The 20272-nt window shown below is 63.5% G+C and carries 19 protein-coding genes; 10 read left to right on the top strand and 9 right to left on the bottom strand.

Going from position 1 to position 20272, the window contains the following annotated elements:
* Positions 1-528: a xanthine phosphoribosyltransferase gene (gpt, locus tag AC0L27_RS13755; RefSeq protein WP_007602504.1), complete on the bottom strand. Its 528-nt coding sequence runs from the start codon at positions 526-528 to the stop codon at positions 1-3.
* Positions 529-564: 36 nt separating this feature from the next.
* Positions 565-1302: a competence/damage-inducible protein A gene (locus AC0L27_RS13750; protein ID WP_473319439.1), complete on the bottom strand. Its 738-nt coding sequence runs from the start codon at positions 1300-1302 to the stop codon at positions 565-567.
* Positions 1303-1579: 277 nt separating this feature from the next.
* Here AC0L27_RS13750 and AC0L27_RS13745 point away from each other — a divergent pair, with 277 nt between their 5' ends.
* From AC0L27_RS13745 to AC0L27_RS13725, 5 genes are all read left to right on the top strand, one after another.
* Positions 1580-2998, top strand: a complete 1419-nt coding sequence (locus tag AC0L27_RS13745; RefSeq protein WP_275170162.1) for a circularly permuted type 2 ATP-grasp protein — start codon at positions 1580-1582, stop codon at positions 2996-2998.
* Between the two features lie 4 nt (positions 2999-3002).
* The gene (locus AC0L27_RS13740) at positions 3003-3947 is read left to right on the top strand and encodes an alpha-E domain-containing protein (protein WP_007611898.1); all 945 of its coding nucleotides are present in this window, start codon (positions 3003-3005) and stop codon (positions 3945-3947) included.
* A gap of 109 nt (positions 3948-4056) precedes the next feature.
* Positions 4057-4905: a transglutaminase family protein gene (locus AC0L27_RS13735; protein ID WP_275170161.1), complete on the top strand. Its 849-nt coding sequence runs from the start codon at positions 4057-4059 to the stop codon at positions 4903-4905.
* Positions 4906-5028: 123 nt separating this feature from the next.
* Positions 5029-5787 (top strand): proteasome-type protease, encoded by a 759-nt coding sequence (locus tag AC0L27_RS13730; protein WP_027518752.1) that lies wholly within the window; start codon positions 5029-5031, stop codon positions 5785-5787.
* A gap of 26 nt (positions 5788-5813) precedes the next feature.
* Positions 5814-6572 (top strand): SDR family oxidoreductase, encoded by a 759-nt coding sequence (locus AC0L27_RS13725; RefSeq protein WP_275170160.1) that lies wholly within the window; start codon positions 5814-5816, stop codon positions 6570-6572.
* A gap of 154 nt (positions 6573-6726) precedes the next feature.
* Here AC0L27_RS13725 and AC0L27_RS13720 read toward each other — a convergent pair whose 3' ends face one another.
* Positions 6727-7965, bottom strand: a complete 1239-nt coding sequence (locus AC0L27_RS13720) for an MFS transporter (RefSeq protein ID WP_354208571.1) — start codon at positions 7963-7965, stop codon at positions 6727-6729.
* 157 nt (positions 7966-8122) lie between these two features.
* Here AC0L27_RS13720 and AC0L27_RS13715 point away from each other — a divergent pair, with 157 nt between their 5' ends.
* Complete coding sequence (locus AC0L27_RS13715; RefSeq protein ID WP_354208570.1) at positions 8123-9373, top strand: NupC/NupG family nucleoside CNT transporter; 1251 nt, start codon at positions 8123-8125, stop codon at positions 9371-9373.
* Positions 9374-9500: 127 nt separating this feature from the next.
* On the opposite strand, the gene AC0L27_RS13710 is transcribed toward AC0L27_RS13715, so the two are convergent.
* Together AC0L27_RS13710 and AC0L27_RS13705 are read right to left on the bottom strand one after the other, a co-directional pair.
* Positions 9501-10571: a threonine aldolase family protein gene (locus AC0L27_RS13710; RefSeq protein ID WP_354208569.1), complete on the bottom strand. Its 1071-nt coding sequence runs from the start codon at positions 10569-10571 to the stop codon at positions 9501-9503.
* 27 nt (positions 10572-10598) lie between these two features.
* The gene (locus AC0L27_RS13705) at positions 10599-11651 is read right to left on the bottom strand and encodes an amino acid ABC transporter substrate-binding protein (RefSeq protein ID WP_354255073.1); all 1053 of its coding nucleotides are present in this window, start codon (positions 11649-11651) and stop codon (positions 10599-10601) included.
* Positions 11652-11672: 21 nt separating this feature from the next.
* On the opposite strand from AC0L27_RS13705, the gene AC0L27_RS13700 reads away from it, so the two are divergent.
* Complete coding sequence (locus AC0L27_RS13700) at positions 11673-12593, top strand: LysR substrate-binding domain-containing protein (RefSeq protein ID WP_354208566.1); 921 nt, start codon at positions 11673-11675, stop codon at positions 12591-12593.
* Positions 12594-12741: 148 nt separating this feature from the next.
* Entirely contained in the window at positions 12742-14868 is a 2127-nt protein-coding gene (locus AC0L27_RS13695; RefSeq protein WP_473319434.1) for an O-linked N-acetylglucosamine transferase, SPINDLY family protein, read from the top strand.
* A 12-nt stretch (positions 14869-14880) separates the two neighbouring features.
* Here AC0L27_RS13695 and AC0L27_RS13690 read toward each other — a convergent pair whose 3' ends face one another.
* Both AC0L27_RS13690 and AC0L27_RS13685 read right to left on the bottom strand, forming a co-directional pair.
* The gene (locus tag AC0L27_RS13690; protein WP_354208564.1) at positions 14881-15408 is read right to left on the bottom strand and encodes a cupin domain-containing protein; all 528 of its coding nucleotides are present in this window, start codon (positions 15406-15408) and stop codon (positions 14881-14883) included.
* 148 nt (positions 15409-15556) lie between these two features.
* Positions 15557-15844 carry an usg protein gene (locus tag AC0L27_RS13685; RefSeq protein ID WP_007602477.1) on the bottom strand — a complete coding sequence of 96 codons (288 nt, stop codon included), beginning with the start codon at positions 15842-15844 and terminating at the stop codon, positions 15557-15559.
* Between the two features lie 378 nt (positions 15845-16222).
* On the opposite strand from AC0L27_RS13685, the gene AC0L27_RS13680 reads away from it, so the two are divergent.
* Together AC0L27_RS13680 and groL are read left to right on the top strand one after the other, a co-directional pair.
* Positions 16223-16537 carry a co-chaperone GroES gene (locus tag AC0L27_RS13680; protein ID WP_007611913.1) on the top strand — a complete coding sequence of 105 codons (315 nt, stop codon included), beginning with the start codon at positions 16223-16225 and terminating at the stop codon, positions 16535-16537.
* Positions 16538-16581: 44 nt separating this feature from the next.
* A complete protein-coding gene (groL, locus tag AC0L27_RS13675; protein ID WP_007602475.1) occupies positions 16582-18222 on the top strand; it encodes a chaperonin GroEL in 1641 nt (546 codons plus the stop codon).
* Positions 18223-18463: 241 nt separating this feature from the next.
* Here groL and lepB read toward each other — a convergent pair whose 3' ends face one another.
* Both lepB and AC0L27_RS13665 read right to left on the bottom strand, forming a co-directional pair.
* Positions 18464-19210 carry a signal peptidase I gene (lepB, locus tag AC0L27_RS13670; RefSeq protein WP_354208563.1) on the bottom strand — a complete coding sequence of 249 codons (747 nt, stop codon included), beginning with the start codon at positions 19208-19210 and terminating at the stop codon, positions 18464-18466.
* Positions 19211-19317: 107 nt separating this feature from the next.
* Positions 19318-20151 (bottom strand): LysR family transcriptional regulator, encoded by an 834-nt coding sequence (locus AC0L27_RS13665; RefSeq protein WP_354208673.1) that lies wholly within the window; start codon positions 20149-20151, stop codon positions 19318-19320.
* Between the last annotated feature and the right edge of the window lie 121 nt (positions 20152-20272).

The raw sequence follows: 20272 nt of genomic DNA, 5'->3' as shown, positions 1-20272 counted from the left end.
TCACGCCGCCCCGTCGCGAAGCGGCGGGTGATAGGACAGCGCGGTGTCCCAGGGGAAGAAGATCCAGGTGTCCTGCGAGACTTCCGTGATGAAGGTGTCGACCAGGGGACGCCCCTTCGGCTTGGCGTAGACGGTGGCGAAATGCGCGTCGGGCAGCATCGCGCGCACCAGCTTGCCGGTCTTGCCGGTGTCGACGAGATCGTCGACGATCAGGAGCCCCTTGCCGGTGCCGCCGCCGAGCTTCATCACGTCTTCGGAGATGCCCTTCAGCACTTTGAGGTCGCCCTGCTTGTCGTGGTCGTAGCTGGCGATGCAGACCGTATCGATCACGCGCACACCCAACTCGCGCGCCACGATCGCGGCCGGCACCAGGCCGCCGCGGGTGATCGCGATCACCGCATGAAACGGACCAACCTCGTTGAGCCGCCAGGTCAGTGCCCGGCAATCCCGGTGGAACTGGTCCCACGACACCGGAAAGGGGCGGCCCGCCCGTTCTTCCGCACTTAGTTCCGGTGCTTCACCAGCCATTGTCGTCTCCTGCTTCGCCTGCCGGCAGCTAGGTTGCTAGCGGGTGATGTTCAATCCCGCCAGCATTTCCTTCACGGCCGCCATTGCGGCTGCGAGCTTGTCCGCATCGCGCGAGCGCACCACCAGATTGGTGTTCGGCTTCTGCTCTTCATCCATGAAGGGATAGCTGCCGATGATGGTGTCGGGATGTTCGACGGCAATCGCCCGCAGCGGGCCGCCGATGTCGCCTTCCCGCGCATTGGCGCGGATCGATTCGGAGAGCATGCGCACGCCCGATTTCAGCTTGGGCGAGACGATGTCCATCATCGCCTGCATGATCGAGGGCACGCCCGCCATCACGATGACATTGCCGATCTTGAAGCCGGGAGCGAGGATGGTCGCGCTCTGGATCAATTCGGCACCGTCAGGGATGCGGGCCATGCGCAGGCGGGCCTCGTTGAGGTCCTGCTCGCTCCAGCGCTCGCGGAAACGGGCGACCACCTCCGGGTGATGGTCGATGCCGACGCCGAACGCCTTGGCGACGCTATCAGCGGTGATGTCGTCATGGGTCGGCCCGATGCCGCCTGTGGTGAAGACATAGGTGTATCGATGCCGCAGTGCATCCAACGCGGCAATGATGTCGGGCTCGTCGTCGGAGACGACCCGGACCTCCTTCAGGTCGATGCCGATATTGGTCAGGTATTCGGCGATGAAGCCGATGTTCTTGTCCTTGGTCCGGCCGGACAGGATTTCGTCCCCAATGACCAGAATACCCGCCGTGACGATCTCGCTCATACCTCAAGTCCCTCACCTATCGGCCCGACTTTGCCGAGGTAACGCGTTGAAGTCACGCGGTTTTGCTGCCGAAATAAGCAGTCCTCAGCCATTTTTTCAGGCAAGCCGCCGGCCATCCCCGGCAAATGTCCTCTCCCCATGCTTATCGCGCTGGCCCGGCCCTTGCTACCGCATGAAAGTCATGCACTCTTGCCGCATGGCCAGGACGTTGCGGTCTTCACCAAGGCTTGGCGACCTGTCGAATGGCGCAACGCCTTGCGGAGACAAGTCGGGATCTATGGCAGTCGCGTTTGATGAAATGAACATTCCCGGTGGGGACCTTCGCCCCGCCTATCAGGAGCTGGCGCGCTGGCTCAAGGAGACGCCTCCCGAGGCGCTCGAATATCGCCGCCAAGAGGCCGAGCTCCTCTTCCGCCGCATCGGCATTACCTTCGCGGTCTATGGGGACTCCGAGTCCACGGAGCGCTTGATCCCGTTCGACGTGATCCCGCGGATCATGTCCGGCAAGGAATGGTCGCTGCTGGAGAAGGGCCTGAAGCAGCGCGTGCGCGCACTCAACATGTTCCTGCGCGATATCTATCACGGCCGCGATATCCTCCGCGCCGAGATCGTGCCCGACGATCTCATCTTTCAGAACCCGGTCTTCCGTCCCGAGATGAACGGACAGCAGGTGCCGCACGACGTCTACGTGCACATCGCCGGCATCGACATCGTCCGGGTCGATTCCGAGGACTTCATCGTGCTGGAGGACAATGCGCGTACGCCCTCGGGCGTGTCCTACATGCTGGAAAACCGCGAGATCATGATGCGGCTGTTTCCGGACCTGTTCGCCCGTCACAGGGTGGCGCCGGTCGAACGCTATCCGGACGAGCTGCTCTCCGCCTTGCGCTCGGTGGCGCCGCAAAGCGCCTCCGGCGAGCCGACCGTCGCGTTGCTCACGCCGGGCGTCTACAACTCGGCCTATTACGAGCACTCCTTCCTCGCCGACAAGCTCGGTATCGAGCTGGTCGAGGGCCGCGACCTCATCGTCAAGAACAACGAAGTGTTCATGCGGACGACCGAGGGCGTGAAACGGGTCGACGTGATCTACCGCCGGGTCGACGACGACTACCTCGATCCTCTCACCTTCCGCCCCGACTCCGCGCTCGGCGTGCCCGGACTGATGTCGGCCTATGCAGCCGGCAACATCACGCTCGCCAACGCCGTCGGCACCGGCATCGCCGACGACAAGGCGATCTACTCCTACATGCCGGACATCGTAAAATTCTACCTCGGCGAGGAGCCGATTCTGAAGAACGTACAGACCTGGCGCTGCCGCGAGCCGAAGGACCTCGCCTATGTGCTGGATAACTTGAGCGAACTCGTCGTGAAGGAGGTGCACGGCTCCGGCGGCTACGGCATGCTGATCGGACCTGCGGCGACCAAGGCGACGATCGAAGCCTTCCGCGAAAAGCTCAAGCGCGAGCCCGAGGGCTTCATTGCGCAGCCGACGCTGGCGCTCTCGACGTGCCCGACCTGCACGGCATCCGGCCTTGCGCCGCGCCACGTGGACCTGCGGCCGTTCGTGCTCACCGGCAGCAAGAGCACCACGATCGTGCCCGGCGGGTTGACACGCGTTGCCCTGAAGGAAGGCTCCCTGGTGGTGAATTCGAGCCAGGGCGGCGGCACCAAAGATACCTGGATCCTGGACGAGTAGAGAGATGCTGTCGCGTACCGCCGAAAACCTCTATTGGCTCGCCCGCTACGTCGAACGGGCCGAGTATCTCGCGCGCACCATCGATGCGACGCTGCGCGTCACCGCGCTTCCCGCCGCCTATATTGGCAAGACCAACGAATGGGACTCGGCGCTTTTGACCGCCGGCGTCGCCGCGAGCTTCTATCAGCAGTATGAAGAAGCAAACGAGCGCAACGTCGTCGATTATCTCTCGTTCTCGGCGGACAACCCGTCCTCGATCAGGAATTGCATCGAGGCGGCGCGGCTGAATTCGCGCTCGGTGCGCACAGCGCTGACGAGCGAGATGTGGGACACCATCAACTCGGCCTGGATCGAATTACAGGAGGTCTGGAGCAGAGGGACCTCGACGCGCGAGGATCTCGCGAAGTTCCTGCGCTTCGTGCAGGAGACTTCGCTGCGTTTCGACGGCTCGGCCTACCGGACCATGCTGCGCAACGACGCCTACTGGTTCTCGCGGATGGGCTTGCATCTCGAACGCGCCGACAACACCGCGCGCATTCTCGACGTGAAATACCATGTGCTGCTGCCCGAGGAGGAGCATGTCGGCGGCCCGCTCGATTTCTACCAGTGGACCTCGATCCTGCGCTCGGTTTCGGCGCTGACGGCCTATCACTGGGTCTATCGCGAGACACTGAAACCCTGGCTGATCGCGGATTTGCTCATCCTCAACGATTCGCTGCCGCGTTCGCTCGCAAGCTGCTACGGCAATCTCGTGCGCAATCTCGATCAGATCGGGGTCGCCTATGGCCGCCAGGGCCCGGCCCAGCGCCATGCCCGCGGCATCCGCAACCGGCTGGAACACAGCAATATGAACGACATTTTCCAGCATGGCGTGCATGAATTCATTCAGGAATTCATCTCGGACAATTCCAGGCTGGGCGAAATCATCACGAAGCAGTATTTGATCTGACCTTCGGTCATTCCGGGATGGTCCGTAGGACCAGACCCGGAATCTCGAGATTCCGGGTTCGATGCTGACGCATCGCCCCGGAATGACCATTTAGAAATCACGGTCCCCCATGCGCCTGCGAATCCTGCACACCACGACCTATCGCTACGAGCCGCAGGCCACGAGCGTGATCCAGATCCTGCGCATGACGCCCGGCAGCCATGACGGGCAATATGTGGCGGAGTGGCAGATCGACGTGTCGACCGACACCAAGCTCGACACCCACGAGGACGCGTTCGGCAACGTCACCCATGTGCTGTCCTGCGGACCCGTCGGCGACATCAAGATTACCGCCGAGGGACTGATCGAGACCCACGACACCGGCGGCGTTCTTCGCGGCGCCGACGAGCGCTTTCCGGCCGGCATGTTCTTGCGCGCCACTGACCTCACCACGGTCAATCCGGCGATGCATGTGGTCGCTCGCCAGCTGCGCAGCGAGGCCGAGAGCGACACGCTCGGCTTCCTGCATACGCTGATGACGCAAATCGGCGATCACATGACCTTCGACGAGGACCCCACCAACAGCGGCACGTCGGCGGCGGAAGCGTTCACGCTCAAGCGCGGCGTCTGCCAGGACTACGCGCACATCTTCATCGCCTGCGCCCGCAGCGGCGGCGTGCCGGCTCGCTTCGTCTCCGGTCACTTCTTGCGCTCAGACGGCACGGTGCATCAGGACGCGGGCCATGCCTGGGCGGAGGCCTATGTCGACGGTCTTGGCTGGGTCGGCTTCGATCCCGCCAACAGCATCTGCGCCACCGACGCCCATGTCCGCGTCGCGATCGGGCTCGATTATCTCGGCGCAGCCCCCGTGCGCGGCACCCGCTATGGCGGCGGCGCGGAGACGCTGTCGGTGGCGGTCAAGGTCGAGCAGGCCGGCCGTGGCGGCCAGTCGCAATCGCAGTCTCAGCGGCAGAGCTGAGCCGCGCCGCGCGCGGCCCTCACCCACGGTCGGTTTCCACCCTGCCGCCCCGCGGCAATCGGGGGTTGGAGCGGCCCTTGAAATTGGCTAGTAATTCGGCGCAAACGCGTTCGGGGACCGGAAATGACCTATTGTTGCGGAATTCTGGTTCGGGACGGTCTGGTGATGATCGCCGACACCCGCACCAATGCCGGCCTCGACAACGTCTCGACCTTCCGCAAGCTCCACATCTTCTCCAAGCCCGGCGACCGCATCATGGCGATCGCCAGCGCCGGCAACCTCGCCGTCAGCCAGTCGGTGCTCTCGACGCTGACCGAGGGGCTCGAAGACCCCAACACGGGTGAGATCGAGACGCTGATGAACGCGCCGACCATGTTCCAGGCCGCCCAGCGCATTGGCCGGGCGATCCGGGCCGTGCACGCGACCGAGGGGCCGGCGCTCAAATCCGAGGACGTATCGTTCGACGTCTCCTTCCTGTTCGGCGGCCAGATCAGCGGCGCGCGCATGCGCCTGTTCATGGTCTACACCGCCGGCAATTTCATCGAATGCACCACCGACACTCCCTATTTGCAGATCGGCGAGCACAAATACGGCAAACCGGTGCTCGACCGCGCCATGCATTACGACGTCGAGCTCTACGAGGCGCTGAAGACCGGGCTGATCTCGATGGACTCGACCATGCGCTCGAATCTCGGCGTCGGCCTGCCGATCGATGTGCTGGTGGTGCGCGCCGACGCCTGCGAGGCCGATCTCAACCACCGCATCGAGGCGGGCGAGCCCTATTTCCACGATTTGCGCTCGCGTTGGTCAGCGGCCTTGCGTGCCGCGCATCAGAACATTCCGCGGCCGCCCTACAAGAACGAAAAAGAATCCAAAACCTGACAGCTTAAGAGAAAAGGCAGGAAACGATGAGTGAAGCGAAAAAGATCGCAGTGGTGACGGGCGCCGGCACCGGAGTCGGGCGCGCGGCGTCACTGGCGCTGATGAACACAGGCTTCACCGTGGTGCTGGTCGGGCGCCGCATGGAGATGCTCGAGGAGACCGCCAAGCTCGGCCCCGCCGGAAAGAGCCTCTGCGTCACCGCCGACATGACCAAGCCGGACCAGATCGCCGCGCTGTTCGACAAGGTGAAGGCGACCTATGGCCGGCTCGACGTGCTCTTCAACAATGCCGGCATGGGCGCACCGCCAGTGAATTTCGAGGATCTCAGCCTCGAGCAGTGGCAGGCGGTGGTGAATACCAACCTCACCGGCCCATTCCTGTGCACCCAGCACGCCTTCCGCATCATGAAGGACCAAAGCCCGCGCGGCGGCCGCATCATCAACAATGGCTCGATCTCGGCGCATGCGCCGCGGCCGTTCTCTGCCGCCTACACCTCGACCAAGCACGCCATCACGGGCCTGACCAAGGCGTCCAACCTCGACGGTCGCATGTACGACATCGCGGTCGGCCAGGTCGACATCGGCAACGCCGCGACACCCATGACCGACCGCATGGTCAACGGCCCCGGCGTGCTGCAGCCCGACGGAACGTCGAAGCAGGAGCCGCGCATGGACGCGAAAGCGGTCGGCGATGCCGTCGCTTACATGGCCGGTCTGCCGCTCGATGCCAACGTGCTGACCATGACTGTGATGGCAACCAAGATGCCGTTCGTGGGACGGGGCTGATCGCCGCTCTCGTGCCCCGGACGCAGCGCGGCATGCAATGACGCGCTGCTGAGCCGGGGCCCACGCCTCCTCGACCTCGTTCCTGGCGTTCTGGGTCCCGGGTCTGCGGCGCGTCACTTCGTGCCGCACCGCGTCCGGGACACGAGAGCGTCCGCTACTCCAAACTCTCCACCTGCCGTAGGCTCGGGAACAGCTTCATCCACAGCAGCGCGACCGCGACCGTGCAGACGCCGCCCAGCACGGCTGCCGGCATGGCGCCGAACAGTGCGGCAGCAACCCCGCTCTCGAACTGGCCGAGCTGGTTCGAGGCGTTGATGAAGAGGAAGTTCACCGCACCGACCCGGCCCCGCATCTCGTCGGGGGTGGCGAGCTGCACCAGCGAGAAGCGGATCACGACGCTGATTGTATCGGCCGCGCCGAGAACGGCGAGCGCGAGCACCGACAGCCACATCCAGGACGACAGCGCGAACACGATCGTTGCAACGCCGAACACGATCACGGCCTGAAACATGCGCAGGCCCACATGCCGCGAAATGGCGTGACGGGCCAGCACCATGGTCATCAGCAGCGCGCCGACCGCAGGCGCGGCGCGCAGGATGCCGAGCCCGACCGGACCGGTCTGGAGGATGTCGCGGGCATAGATCGGCAGAAGCGCGGTGACGCCGCCGAACAGCACCGCGAACAGATCGAGCGAGATGGTGCCGAGGATCGCTGGATTGCGCCGGATGAAACGGACGCCAGCGAAAATATTGTCGGCGCCCCCCATGTCCTTCGCGACCGCCTGCGGACGCGGCCGGATGAATCCCGTCAAAATCATCCCGAAGATCCAAAACAGCACCATCACCGCGTAGGCGAGATGCGGCGCGACCGCGTAGGCAAAACCACCGAGTGCCGGCCCTGTGATAGTCGCGACCTGCGCCGCACCGCTGGAGACGGCGGTAGCGCGCTGCAGCGAGCCCTGCGGCGCGATCGCCGGCAGCAGCGCCGCGGTGGTCGGACTTTCGAAGGCTCCGGCAATGCCGAGCACGAAGGTTGCCAGGAAAATCTGAACTTCGCTGACCAAGCCGAGGTAGGTGATGACGCCGAGATAGAGCGCGGTCGCGGCTTCCACGAGCTGGCAGAGCTGGACCACGCGCTTGCGCTCGTAGCGGTCGGCGGCATGGCCGGCGACGAACACCAGCAGGGCCGTGGGCAGGAATTGCACGAGGCCGACCATCCCGAGGTCGAAGGCCGAGCCGGTGAGATCGTAGATCTGCCAACCGATCGCGACCGCCGCGATCTGGCTGGAGAAACGCGACAGGCTGCGCGAGAGCAGAAAGAACAGGAAGGCGCGATGGGAGAGGAGCGCGCGGGCACTGACCGGCGGGTTTCCCGATATTGGCTGGTCTGGCATCGCCTCTTCGGTCACGCTCGGACTATCGGCTCCTGATGTCGACGTGCACCGGGTGGCTGACGGGGACCTGCTTGTCAACAGCGGGATGCTCCGACAATCTCCCGGCATTGCGTTTGCAACGCAGAGGTGGCCATAATCATCGGGGTTTGGGGACATCATGCTGCAGCTGCAATCGGCACTCGGCATTTTCGCATTGCTGTTGATCGCCTTGGGACTGAGCGAGAATCGCCGCGCGGCCTCGCTGCGCCACGCGGCAATCGGCCTCCTCGCCACCTTCGTCACCGCGATCGTTCTCCTGAAGGTGCCCGTCGTCGCGCGCGCCTTCGGTGCCATCAACGAAGCCGTGGGCGCGATCTCGGCGGCCTCGCGCGCCGGCTCGTCCTTCGTGTTCGGCTATGTCGGCGGCGGTCCCCTGCCCTTCGACCTGAAAGCACCGGGTGCCGATTTCGTCCTGGCGTTCCAGGCGCTGCCGATCGTGCTGGTCATGAGCGTGCTGACGACGCTCTTGTTCTATTGGCGCGTGCTGCCGCCGATCGTGCGCGGCATGGCCTGGCTGCTGGAGCGCACGCTCGGCGTCGGCGGCGCGGTCGGGCTCTCGACCGCCGCCAACATCTTTCTCGGCATGGTTGAGGCGCCGCTGTTCGTGCGGCCTTATCTCGCGCAGATGACCCGCAGCGAGTTATTCCTGGTGATGACCGGTGGCATGGCCGGCATCGCTGGCACGGTGCTGGTGCTGTATGCGACGCTGCTTGCTCCCCTCATTCCTGACGCAGCCGCGCATTTCGTCATCGCCTCGGTGCTGGGTGCGCCGGCCGCGATCCTGGTCAGCTTGATCATGGTGCCCGAGACATCCGACAAGCGCACCGGCGGCGCACTGGAAGATCCCGATACGGAAGTCTCCGGCACGATGGACGCGATCGTGAAAGGGACCGGCGCCGGGATCGAGCTGCTGATCAACATCGTCGCCATGCTGCTGGTGCTGGTGGCGCTGGTCCATCTCGTCAATGCGGTCCTCGGCCTGCTGCCTGATATCGGCGGCGCCGCGATCTCGTTGCAGCGCCTGCTCGGCCTCGTGATGGCGCCGGTGTGCTGGCTGATGGGATTGCCGTGGGACCAGGCGATCACCGCCGGCAGCCTGATGGGCACGAAAACCGTGCTCAACGAGCTGATCGCCTATGTCGATTTCTCGAAGCTGCCGCCCGGCACGCTCGATCCGCGCTCGCGCCTGATCATGCTCTATGCGATGTGCGGCTTCGCCAATTTCGCCAGCCTCGGCATCATGATCGGCGGTCTCGGCGTGATGGCGCCGGAACGGCGCGAGGAAATCAACGCGCTCGGGCTGAAGTCGATCGTGTCGGGGACGCTGACGACGTGCTTGATGGGAGCGGTGGTGGGGGTGCTGACGTAGTAACGATCTCGTAGCCCGAATGGAGCGCAGCGCAATCCGCGAAAGTCTATCGGTCGCAAGCAGCGGCCCCGGACTTCGCTTCGCTCCATCCGGGCTACGAGAGACCCGATTCACATCGGCGGATGCTCTAGACCAAAGCCGCAGCCACGGTGCGAAATGCCATGACCGCGCGATCAACATCCGCATCATCGATATGGCGATGGGTCACGCAGCGCAAGCGATGCTTGCCCCAGGGCCTCGCCCTCAGGCCCGCCCTTTCGAGAGCCCCCGACCACACGGCGCTGTCGCGCCCGGAAAGGGAGACATCAACCTGCACGATATTCGTCTGCGGGATTGTCGCGCTGATCTTTGGATGCATCCCGTTAAATGCATCACTCAAGGCTCGCGCACGCCGGTGATCCTCCGCCAGACGCGTCCCCATGACCTGAACCGCCTCCAGGCCGGCAGCGGCGAGGACGCCGATCTGGCGCTGCGTGCCTCCAAGCATGCGACGAAACCTGCGGCTGCTGTCGATCACCGCGCGTGGCCCGGCGAGCACGGCACCGGCGGGTGCGCTCAGGCCCTTCGACAGACACAGAGAAACCGTGTCGCAATGTCTCGCAACCTCGGCCGGCGCTGTTTCAAGGGCGACGGCGGCGTTGAACAGCCGCGCGCCGTCGAGATGCACCGGGACACCGCGGGCCGAGGCCATGGCGTGCACGGCCTGCATATGATCCAGCGGCAGCACGGCGCCGCTCGCGTTGTTGTGCGAGGTTTCCATTGCGACAAGAGCCGTCCGGAGCTTGAGCCCTTCCCCCTGCAGGGCGTCCTCCAGCAAATTCAGGTCCATTGCGCCGGCGGTGCCGGCAATTGCGAGGTAGAACTGCCCCGTAAACGTCGCCGCCCCTCGTTCCGAAGTGTACATATGGGCGTTCGATTCCAGCACGATCTGTTCGCTGCGCTGCGACTGCGCCAGCGTCGCCAGCAGATTGGCCATGGTGCAGCTCGGCACAAACAGGCCGGCGTCCTTGCCCAACGCCGCAGCTGCGACGGCCTCCAGCTCCTGCACCGTGGGGTCACCGTCCAGCCCGTCATCGCCGAGCGGCGCAGAGGCCATGCGGGCATACATCGCCTCGGTCGGCTTGGTGACAGTATCGCTGCGCAGGTCGATGGGTGGCAGCCCGGCGCCCGCCGGACTCCTGTCGTGTTGATGTGCCATGGCGAGACCTCTAGAGCGCTTGTCGCGTCATTCGTAGACTGCCGGGTCGCCGGAATCGGTCGGGTTGGCCAGCGTCCGCTTGAGGGCGGCGCTCATCGGAAATTTCAGGTTTAGGCCATGCGGTGGGATCGGTGAATTGAAATATTTGTCGTAGAGCGCCGCAATCTGCCCGTTCTTCATCAGGTCGATCACGGCATCGTCGACCATCTTCTTGAAAGCAGGATCATCCTTCGGTTCGACGATACCATAGGGCGCCGTCTCGAGACTCTTGCTACCGATCAGGAATTCATCCGGCGTTCTGGACGAGGCGACCGTGGCGAAGGCGAGACCGTCATCGTTGGCGGTGCCGGCCACCCGGCCCGTCGACACCAACAGGAAGGTCTCGGCGGTGTCCTTCGCCGGCACCACTGTGATGCCGAGATTGTCCTTGGCGTTAATCAGCGTAATCACCTTGAAGGTCTGGCCGCCGGCCTGGGCGGCGATAGCCTTGCCGCGAAACGAAGCGGGGTCGTTGACATCGACGCCGCCATCCTTGCGCGCGACGAGGACGACCTGCGCAACGAAGGTGGTGGGAGCAAAGGCAACGAGTTTATGCCGCTCGACGTTGTTGGTCGTGTTGCCGCATTCGATGTCGATCGTGCCGTTGGCGAGCAGCTGAATACGTGTAGCCGAGGTTATGGGGTTATAGCGAATCTCGAGCTTGGGGAGCTTGAGGGCCGTCTTGATCGCCTGCACCACCTGTTCACAGATTTCCACGGTGTAACCGATCGGCTTCTGGTTACCGTCGAGATAGGCGAAGGGCACCGAGGTCTCGGGGTACCCCAACGTGATCGAGCCGCTCTCACGGATCTTGTCCAGGCGGCTCGCACCCTGCGCCATGGCCTCGCTGGAAAGAAGAACACCAGCGACAGTCGCCGCGGCCAGTGCCTTGATCATTGTCGCTTTCATATGTCCCCTCTTGTCGCGAATGTCCGTGACACCGTCCACGGTGGGTGAGCACCCACAGGACAGCTCCGTGCGAACGGCTTCATGCTCTGGACTATCGTCCAAAAGCTCGATCTGATGAAATTCCAGTTTCATACTCTCCTATACGGATTTGATATGGCCACCAGACGCATGGGCCTGAAGCATGTGGAGGCTTTTCGGGCAGTCTTCGTGACGGGATCGATGACGCAGGCGGCTCAGCGCATGCATACCTCGCAACCCCAGATCAGCCGCCTGATCGGACAGCTGGAAGCGATCACACAATTCCCGCTGTTCGACCGCAGTGGCGGCCGCCTCCGCCCGACGGTGGACGGATCGCGCTTTTTCCAGGAGGTCGAGAAGACTTTCATCGGCTTGGCGGGACTGGAGGCCAGCGCAACCAGCATCCGCTCGTTCGGCATGGGTCGGTTAAGCGTTGCGGCGATGCCGCGCCTGGCCGGCGGGCTGCTGACACGCATCGCGGCACGCTTCAAGGTGGACTATCCGCATGTGATGATCTCGATCCGATCCGGCACGACGAGCGCCGTGCACGACTGGGTCAGTTCCGGGCTTTGCGACACCGGATTGGCGATGCTCTACGGCGAGGTTGCGGGGGTGCATGTCGAGCCGGTGCTCAAGACCCGTTGCGTCGCGATCATGCCGAAGGCACATCGTCTTGCGCAGAAGAAGACGCTGCGCCCTGCCGATTTCGCCGACGAGCCCTTCATCTCCTTCGCCACGGGGAGTCCACTCTACGATCGCATCGATACGATCTTCGCGCAGGCGGGCGTCACGCGCCGCATTGTTGCGGAGACCGATCTGGGCGCATCGGTCTGTGCCTTGGTCGCGGCGGGCCTTGGCATCAGCATCATCAACCCGATTGCCGCGCATGACGAAAGCACTGGCGCGGCTCTGATCACGCGCCCCTTCAACCCGACTGTCCCCGTTACGATCGCACTGCTCTATCCACCTTATGCCGCGCGCGCCCGGTTGATCGATGCCTTCAGCGAATATGCTCGCAAGGTCATGAGCGCGGAATTGGGCTATCTCGAGCGGTAGCGGTCCGATCCGCGGCGAGGAAATCAACGCGCTCGGGCTTCGTGAAGCTTGTGTGAGGCTGGCGCCCTCGCAGCTCCGATGGAGCGCAGCGCAATCGTGACAATCCTTCCATGTTAATCTCGTCGGGAGATTCGGGTGGAATTGATTCATGAGCAACAGCGCAGGCCATCGGGCATTTCAAAATGCCCGGCTTCAGAAACGGCAAAAAGCCGAGATAGGGCCATTGCTCGCGCGCGCCCTCCAGCTGCACAAGGCGGGACTTCTCCCTGAGGCCAAGACGGCCTATCGCGAACTCCTGGAGCTCGCGCCCAACCAATTCATCGCGCTGCATCTGCTCGGCGCTTTGGAGTCCGAAGCCAAAAACTATCAGCAAGCTCAAGTTCTGCTGAGCCGAGCGGTTGCCGTGGATCCGCGATCTGCCGAAGCTCATATGAGTTTGGGCGTCGCGCTCAACGGGCTAAAACGTCACAACGATGCCCGCGAGAGCTATCGGAAGGCCCTGGCCTTGCGACCCAATTACGCCTTAGCGCTATCCAATCTCGGGAACGCGAGCGCGGCCCTCGAACTTTACCAGGAAGCGCTCGAGAGCTACGACAAGGCGCTCTCAATCGACGGAAGACTTTCCGAAGCCCATAACGGCCGGGGTTGGGCGCTCTGCCGTTTGCGCGCCTATGACGAGGCGATCGCAAGCTTAAACCGCGCGCTATCGATCAAGCCTGACTATGCCTCGGCGTTGTCGACCCGCGCCGTTGCTTTGCGAGAACTTCAGCGATTTGACGAAGCCATGGCGGATTGCAATCGAGCAATCGCGCTTGCACCCGGTGACGCGAATGGATGGCTGTGGCGGGCCAGTATCTTGCTCCTGACCCGGCAAGTTGCCGAAGCACTGTCCGATTGCGAGAAGGCTCTCGCGACCGATCCCGGCTTCGCTCAGGCCCACAGCCTGCTCGGCCAATGTCTCGCGGCACTTGGCCGGGTCGACGAAGCCCTCGCCAGTTTCGACAGAGCTACCGACATCGAGCCTGATCAGAGCACGATCTCGAGCAAGATATTCACCCTCGATTTTGTGGCCGACGCCAGCGTTGCGCAGCATCAGCAAGCGCGACACGTATGGTGGGAGCAGATCGGTGCGAAGATCGCTTCAGCAGCGGCGGGACCGCATGAGAACAGCCGCGATCCAAATCGCCGTCTGGTGCTGGGTTATGTCTCGTCGGATTTTCACGCACATTCGGCGGCGTTCATTTTCAAGCCGGTCCTGCAGCATCATGATCGGGCACAGTTCGAGATCGTGTGCTATGCTTGTTCAGCGAAAACGGATGCGACGACTCGCGAATTTCAGGGGATCGCCGATCGCTGGCGCGACGCCTCACAATGGTCCGACGATCGCCTTGCCGCTCAGATCCGCGGCGACGGCATCGATATCCTGATCGATCTGTCCGGCCATACCAGCGGAAACCGCCTCGGTGTGTTTGCGCGCAAGCCGGCACCTGTCCAGGCGCATGGCTGGGGACACGGTACCGGCACCGGGTTGCCAACGATCGATTATCTATTCTCGGACCCGGTCGCGATACCTGTCGCGGTTCGGCACCTGTTTGCGGAGACCATCGTAGACCTGCCGTGCTTCGTGACGCTGGCGCCGCTGCCGGCCGGGATTGCTCGGGCGCCGACGCCGGCGATTGCGAACGGCTTCATCACATTCGGTGTCTTCAACCGCATCAGCAAGATTTCGAACGAGGCGGTGGAAGTCTGGTCCAGGATTCTCGAGCGGGTGCCGGGTTCGCGACTGCTGATCAAGGATACTGCGCTGGACGCTCAGCTGGTCCGCGACAATCTGCTGGCGCGGTTTGCCGCTTGCCGGCTGCCGGCCGAACGCGTCGATCTGCTCGGAGCCACGTCACGAGACGAACATCTGGCAGCGTTCAATCGCGTCGATATTGGCCTCGATCCATTCCCGCAGAATGGCGGCGTCAGCACGTGGGAAGCCTTGCAGATGGGCGTGCCGGTGGTGGCGAAGCTCGATCACAGCCTGCCAAGCCGTGCTGCCGGTTCCATCCTCACCGCGCTGGGCCTGCCGGAGTGGGTCGCGGAGAGCGACGAGGCCTATGTCGAAATCGCAGCGAGCCGTGGGTTGCAGATCGGCGAGCTCGATAAGTTGCGCGGCGAACTGCCCGGGCAGATCAGGGCTGCCGCCGCCGGCAACCCCGTCTCATACGCGCAAGCGGTGGACGATGCCTATCGCGCGATGTGGAAACGCTATTGCAACGACCGCGGCTGATCTCCGCCTCGCCTACGCCTTCAACTCCACCGTCCTGAACTCCGCCGGCAGGATCACCTCAAGCAGCTCGACGTCGTCCGAATAGTCCAGGATCATGTGCTTGATCTTCGGCGGCTGGGTCCAGGCGCTGCCTTCCTTCATCAGCGTCTCGCCCTCTCCGTCCATATAGGTCTTCACCCAGCCCTTGAGCACGTAGACCATCTGGAATTCGACGTCGTGGAAGTGCAGCTTCGACACCTCGTCCGGATTGCAAGGGCCTTGCAGCCGGATCACGTGCGCCTGCGCGAGGCCGTGGCTCGCGGCGGCGATGCCGAGATCGCGATACTTCGCGTAGGTACGGAGGCCGTCGGCCTTGAAGTCTTCCTCGCGGTGATGGCTGATGGCGATGCGCTGCTTGGGCCGCGCCGGTTTTTTCGGAGTCACAGCGCGCGCTTTCGCCTTTACCGCCTTGCGCGCCACTGATCTGGTCGCGGCCTTGGCTCCGCTCCGCTTCTTCACCGCGACTTGCGATGCGCTGCGCGATTTTGCCTTCTTGGCCATGGGCGGCCTCCCCTGTTGTGATGGGGAGAGGCTAGCACAGAATGCGAAATCGTAGGGTGGGTTAGCGCTAGCGTAACCCACCGCTTCTTTCGCGACTGTTGAAGCATGGTGGGTTACGCTGACGCTAACCCACCCTACAGCTCTGCCTTCAATGCAACCTGAACACGCCGTCCACCGCGCGCAGCTCGGCCGGCTTGATCAGCTTGGAATGCGCGACCGTGACCGAGAATAGCGGACCGTCGAGCTTCTTCTGCCAGAACGCCAGGAAATCCGTCAGCGCTGGAAATTTCGGAAACATGTCGTAGTTCTGCCAGACATAGGTCTGGAGCAGCGAGCGATGATCCGGCATCCGGTAGAGAATTTCGGCCGTCGTCAGCCCGTAACCCAGCACCTGTTTCCGGAAGTCGTCGGAAACAACCCCAACTCGCGAGACCATGCCAACCTCCTTTGCAGGAGCGCATATTCAAGGGGTGGCTTTCCGGTACGCGCCCTACGAGCCACCCGGTGGAGATGCGCTCACATGAGTGAAATGTGACGCAAACTGACAATCCATCTCAAGCACAAAAGTTTAACAAGCTGTTGAAATTCAATGCGTTAGCAGCAGATGCGGCTCCGTGCTAATACGGGCGCCGAGCGCGATTAACGATGGAAAGAGATTTTGGCAGGCAGCGCTTCCGAGTGCTATTTTTCTGCTACAAGCCCTTGCTCCCGCCAAAATCCTGCCTTATCTCAGCTGTGCCTGTGCTAGCACTCGCCGGCACAGACTGCTAACAATCCAAAATTCCCAACTCGTGCAAAAGCTTAGGAGAACTGCATGAATTTCCGTCCGCTTCACGACCGCGTCGTGGTCAAGCGCATCGACGCAGAAGAGAAGACCGCTGGCGGCATCATCATTCCCGACACGGCGAAGGAAAAGCCCTCGCAGGGCGAGATCGTCGCCGTCGGCCCGGGTGGCCGCGACGAAGCTGGCAAGCTGATCCCGATCGATCTGAAGGTCGGCGACCGCGTGCTGTTCGGCAAGTGGTCCGGCACCGAAGTCAAGATCGACAACGTCGACCTGCTGATCATGAAGGAAAGCGACATCATGGGCGTCCTCGACGTCCCCGCTTCCAAGAAGAAGGCGGCCTAAGAGCCCCTCTCTTATCCAGTTAAACACCTAAGGAAAAAATCCAGATGGCAGCTAAAGAAGTCAAATTCTCCGTCGATGCGCGCGACAAGATGCTTCGCGGCGTCGACATTCTCGCCAACGCGGTGAAGGTCACGCTCGGTCCGAAGGGCCGCAACGTCGTGCTCGACAAGTCGTTCGGCGCTCCCCGCATCACCAAGGACGGCGTCACCGTCGCCAAGGAGATCGAGCTCGAGGACAAGTTCGAGAACATGGGCGCGCAGATGGTGCGCGAAGTCGCTTCGAAGTCCGCTGACGCGGCCGGCGACGGCACCACCACCGCCACCGTGCTGGCCCAGGCGATCGTGCGCGAAGGCGCCAAGTCGGTTGCCGCCGGCATGAATCCGATGGACCTGAAGCGCGGTATCGACCTCGCGGTCGAAGCCGTCGTTGCGGACCTCGTCAAGAACTCCAAGAAGGTCACCTCGAACGACGAGATCGCCCAGGTCGGGACCATCTCGGCCAACGGTGACGCGGAGATCGGCAAGTTCCTCGCCGACGCCATGAAGAAGGTCGGCAACGAGGGTGTCATCACCGTCGAGGAAGCCAAGTCGCTCGAGACCGAGCTCGACGTCGTCGAGGGCATGCAGTTCGACCGCGGCTACATCTCGCCCTACTTCGTCACCAACGCCGACAAGATGCGCGTTGAGATGGACGACGCCTACATCCTCATCAACGAGAAGAAGCTCTCCTCGCTGAACGAGCTGCTCCCGCTGCTCGAGGCCGTGGTGCAGACCGGCAAGCCGCTGGTCATCGTCGCCGAGGACGTCGAAGGCGAAGCGCTTGCGACCCTGGTCGTGAACCGTCTGCGTGGCGGCCTCAAGGTCGCGGCCGTCAAGGCTCCGGGCTTCGGCGATCGCCGCAAGGCCATGCTGCAGGACATCGCGATCCTGACCGGCGGCCAGGCGATCTCGGAAGATCTCGGCATCAAGCTCGAGAACGTCACGCTCAACATGCTCGGTCGCGCCAAGAAGGTGATGATCGACAAGGAGAACACCACGATCGTCAACGGCGCCGGCAAGAAGGCCGACATCGAAGCGCGCGTGGCGCAGATCAAGGCGCAGATCGAGGAGACCACCTCGGACTACGACCGTGAGAAGCTCCAGGAGCGTCTTGCCAAGCTCGCGGGCGGCGTCGCGGTGATCCGCGTCGGCGGCGCGACCGAGGTCGAGGTGAAGGAGCGCAAGGATCGCGTTGATGACGCGATGCATGCGACCCGCGCTGCGGTCGAGGAAGGTATCGTTCCGGGCGGCGGCGTCGCCCTGCTCCGTGCCTCCGAGCAGCTCAAGGGCCTGCGCACCAAGAACGACGACCAGAAGACCGGCGTCGAGATCGTGCGCAAGGCGCTCTCCGCGCCCGCTCGCCAGATCGCGATCAACGCCGGTGAAGACGGCTCCGTGATCGTCGGCAAGGTCCTCGAGAACAAGTCGTACGCCTACGGCTTCGACTCCCAGACCGGCGAATATGTCGATCTCGTCAAGAAGGGCATCATCGACCCGACCAAGGTGGTCCGTACCGCGATCCAGAACGCAGCCTCGGTTGCGGCGCTCCTGATCACCACGGAAGCCATGGTCGCCGAGTTGCCCAAGAAGGGCGGCGCCGGTCCGGCGATGCCCCCGGGCGGCGGCATGGGCGGCATGGACTTCTAAGTCCAGCCATTCCGGCAAACGACAAAATGCGAAACCCCGGCAGCGATGCCGGGGTTTTTGTTTTCGCAGGATCGCTTCGCGCGCCCCATGATCACAGCCCTTAGCCCGGATGGAGCGCCGCGCAATCCGGGGCACGGTGTCCGGCGCAGGCAGTTCTCCTGGATTACGCTGCGCTCCATCCAGGATACGAACTCATGTCATGCAGGCGCCGCGCACTGCCCCCGGGATGGCGGGCGGGGCCTCACCACACCTTCCCCAGCCGCTCCAGATGCGGCTCGCCGTGTTGGTCGAGCGACCAGAATATCCGCGTCACCTTGCCGACCAGATTGTCCATCGGCACGAATCCGATCGACGACATCGCGCGGCTGTCGCTCGAGTTGTCGCGATTGTCCCCGAGCACGAAGAAATGGCCCGGCGGCACCGTGTAGACGTCGGTGTTGTCGTAGTAGCCGTTGTCGACGCAGTCCTGCGTGACGTAGGACGCGCCGTTCGGCAGCTTCTCGCGCCAGCGCTTGGCCTTCGCACCGTCATCCACGCCGCAGGTGGAGCCGGCAACCACCGCCTTCAGAGCAACGCGTGTCACCGGGCGGTCGTTGAGGATGAGCTGGCCCTGCCGCATCTGGATGCGATCACCGGGCAGCCCGACCACGCGCTTGACATAGTCGACTGAGGTGTCCTTTGGCGTCCGGAACACGACGATGTCGCCATACGCGGGCTCGGTGGCCCGGAAACGCCCAGAGATCCATGACGGCGCGAAAGGAAACGAATAGCGGCCATAGCCATAGGCATATTTTGCGGCAAAGACGTAGTCGCCGACCACCAGCGTCGGCGTCATCGAGCCGGACGGGATGTTGAACGGCTGGAACAGAAAGAAGCGAAACAGGAACGGCGGCGACCACAGCACCGGGATCAGGAGGATCAGGATGACGATCGCCTTCCATTCCCGCACCTTGGGCTGCGGGTGGATGGTTTCCTGGAGAGTGGTCATGCGCCTGCCCTGATCAAGCCCGTAGTCGTTGCGAGATTACGCAACCCTCGCGCGCGCAATCCCATAGCTTGGTCGCGCCGCGCGCGGATCGCGTTCACGGGTCGCAATCAGCCGCGCGCGAGATCGCTGAAGCAGCGGCGGATCCATTCGATGGTGAGCCGCGTCGCCGGATCGCGCTTGAGATGGTTCTGCACCAGCAGCCAGACGTCGCGGCGCCCAGGCAGCAGTGTGGCGCACAGGCGGCGATCGCCGAGCAAGTCCGCGCAGACGTACTCCGGCAACACCCCGGCGGCCTGACGTGCGCGGATCAGGTTACGGATGACGCGAACGTTGTCGGTGACGCAGCGCGCGCGGGCTTTCTTCGTGCGCAGGAATTGCATCTCGGGAATGGCACCGAGCTCGTCGGGATAGGCGCACAGCATCGGCTCGCCCTCGGTCGTAACAGGCTCGAAATAATAGAGCTTGACGTCACCGAGCCTGGAGATCGCGAAGTCGCCCTTGTCGGGCTTGCGCAGCCGGATAGCAAGATCGGCTTCCCAGCGCGAGAACTTGACGTTCTCGCTCGAGGTGAGGAATTGCAGCGTCAGGCCGGGATTGTCGTGCAGGAAGTCGCTCGCGCGCGGCGACAGAACCCCCTCGGCGACCGTGTTGGTGGAGGCGATACGCAGGCGTCCCACCGGCCCTGACAGACTCTCGCCGACGCGACCGATCTTGGCGGCATGTGCGGCCATCGCCTCGACATGCGCCAGCACCGCCTCGCAATGGCGCGTCGGCCAGCGCTGGCCGTCCACCGCATCGAATAGCGGCACGCCGAGATCGCGCTGGATCCGTGCAAGCCTGCGGCCGACGGTGGTCTCGTCGATGCGCAGCCGTGCGCTGGCGCCGGCATAGGTGCCCTCGTCCCTGACCGCGGCGATGATGCGCAGATCGTCCCAGTTCATGGCGATGAGCCTAGCAGGCACGACCGGCTCCTGCAAATTTGCAGCCATATGCTGCAATAGTCCTGCACATTGGCAGGCTGCCGCCGCGCTAGTGTCGCGCATCAGATATCCGCCAGGAAGG

This window comes from Bradyrhizobium sp. Ken51 (assembly GCF_055807435.1).
The sequence above is the reverse complement of the archived record's forward strand: the minus strand, read 5'-3'. Positions and strand labels throughout refer to the sequence as shown.

Bases quoted from the DNA above. Each gene is read 5' to 3' on its own strand.
- gpt (WP_007602504.1), bottom strand. From the start codon at position 528: ATGGCTGGTGAAGCACCGGAACTAAGTGCGGAAGAACGGGCGGGCCGC.
- lepB (WP_354208563.1), bottom strand. From the start codon at position 19,210: ATGACCACTCTCCAGGAAACCATCCACCCGCAGCCCAAGGTGCGGGAA.
- AC0L27_RS13730 (WP_027518752.1), top strand. From the start codon at position 5,029: ATGACCTATTGTTGCGGAATTCTGGTTCGGGACGGTCTGGTGATGATC.
- AC0L27_RS13680 (WP_007611913.1), top strand. From the start codon at position 16,223: ATGAATTTCCGTCCGCTTCACGACCGCGTCGTGGTCAAGCGCATCGAC.
- AC0L27_RS13685 (WP_007602477.1), bottom strand. From the start codon at position 15,844: ATGGTCTCGCGAGTTGGGGTTGTTTCCGACGACTTCCGGAAACAGGTG.
- AC0L27_RS13690 (WP_354208564.1), bottom strand. From the start codon at position 15,408: ATGGCCAAGAAGGCAAAATCGCGCAGCGCATCGCAAGTCGCGGTGAAG.
- groL (WP_007602475.1), top strand. From the start codon at position 16,582: ATGGCAGCTAAAGAAGTCAAATTCTCCGTCGATGCGCGCGACAAGATG.
- AC0L27_RS13745 (WP_275170162.1), top strand. From the start codon at position 1,580: ATGGCAGTCGCGTTTGATGAAATGAACATTCCCGGTGGGGACCTTCGC.
- AC0L27_RS13705 (WP_354255073.1), bottom strand. From the start codon at position 11,651: ATGAAACTGGAATTTCATCAGATCGAGCTTTTGGACGATAGTCCAGAG.
- AC0L27_RS13715 (WP_354208570.1), top strand. From the start codon at position 8,123: ATGCTGCAGCTGCAATCGGCACTCGGCATTTTCGCATTGCTGTTGATC.
- AC0L27_RS13665 (WP_354208673.1), bottom strand. From the start codon at position 20,151: ATGAACTGGGACGATCTGCGCATCATCGCCGCGGTCAGGGACGAGGGC.
- AC0L27_RS13750 (WP_473319439.1), bottom strand. From the start codon at position 1,302: ATGAGCGAGATCGTCACGGCGGGTATTCTGGTCATTGGGGACGAAATC.
- AC0L27_RS13725 (WP_275170160.1), top strand. From the start codon at position 5,814: ATGAGTGAAGCGAAAAAGATCGCAGTGGTGACGGGCGCCGGCACCGGA.
- AC0L27_RS13720 (WP_354208571.1), bottom strand. From the start codon at position 7,965: ATGCCAGACCAGCCAATATCGGGAAACCCGCCGGTCAGTGCCCGCGCG.
- AC0L27_RS13700 (WP_354208566.1), top strand. From the start codon at position 11,673: ATGGCCACCAGACGCATGGGCCTGAAGCATGTGGAGGCTTTTCGGGCA.
- AC0L27_RS13695 (WP_473319434.1), top strand. From the start codon at position 12,742: ATGAGCAACAGCGCAGGCCATCGGGCATTTCAAAATGCCCGGCTTCAG.
- AC0L27_RS13735 (WP_275170161.1), top strand. From the start codon at position 4,057: ATGCGCCTGCGAATCCTGCACACCACGACCTATCGCTACGAGCCGCAG.
- AC0L27_RS13740 (WP_007611898.1), top strand. From the start codon at position 3,003: ATGCTGTCGCGTACCGCCGAAAACCTCTATTGGCTCGCCCGCTACGTC.
- AC0L27_RS13710 (WP_354208569.1), bottom strand. From the start codon at position 10,571: ATGGCACATCAACACGACAGGAGTCCGGCGGGCGCCGGGCTGCCACCC.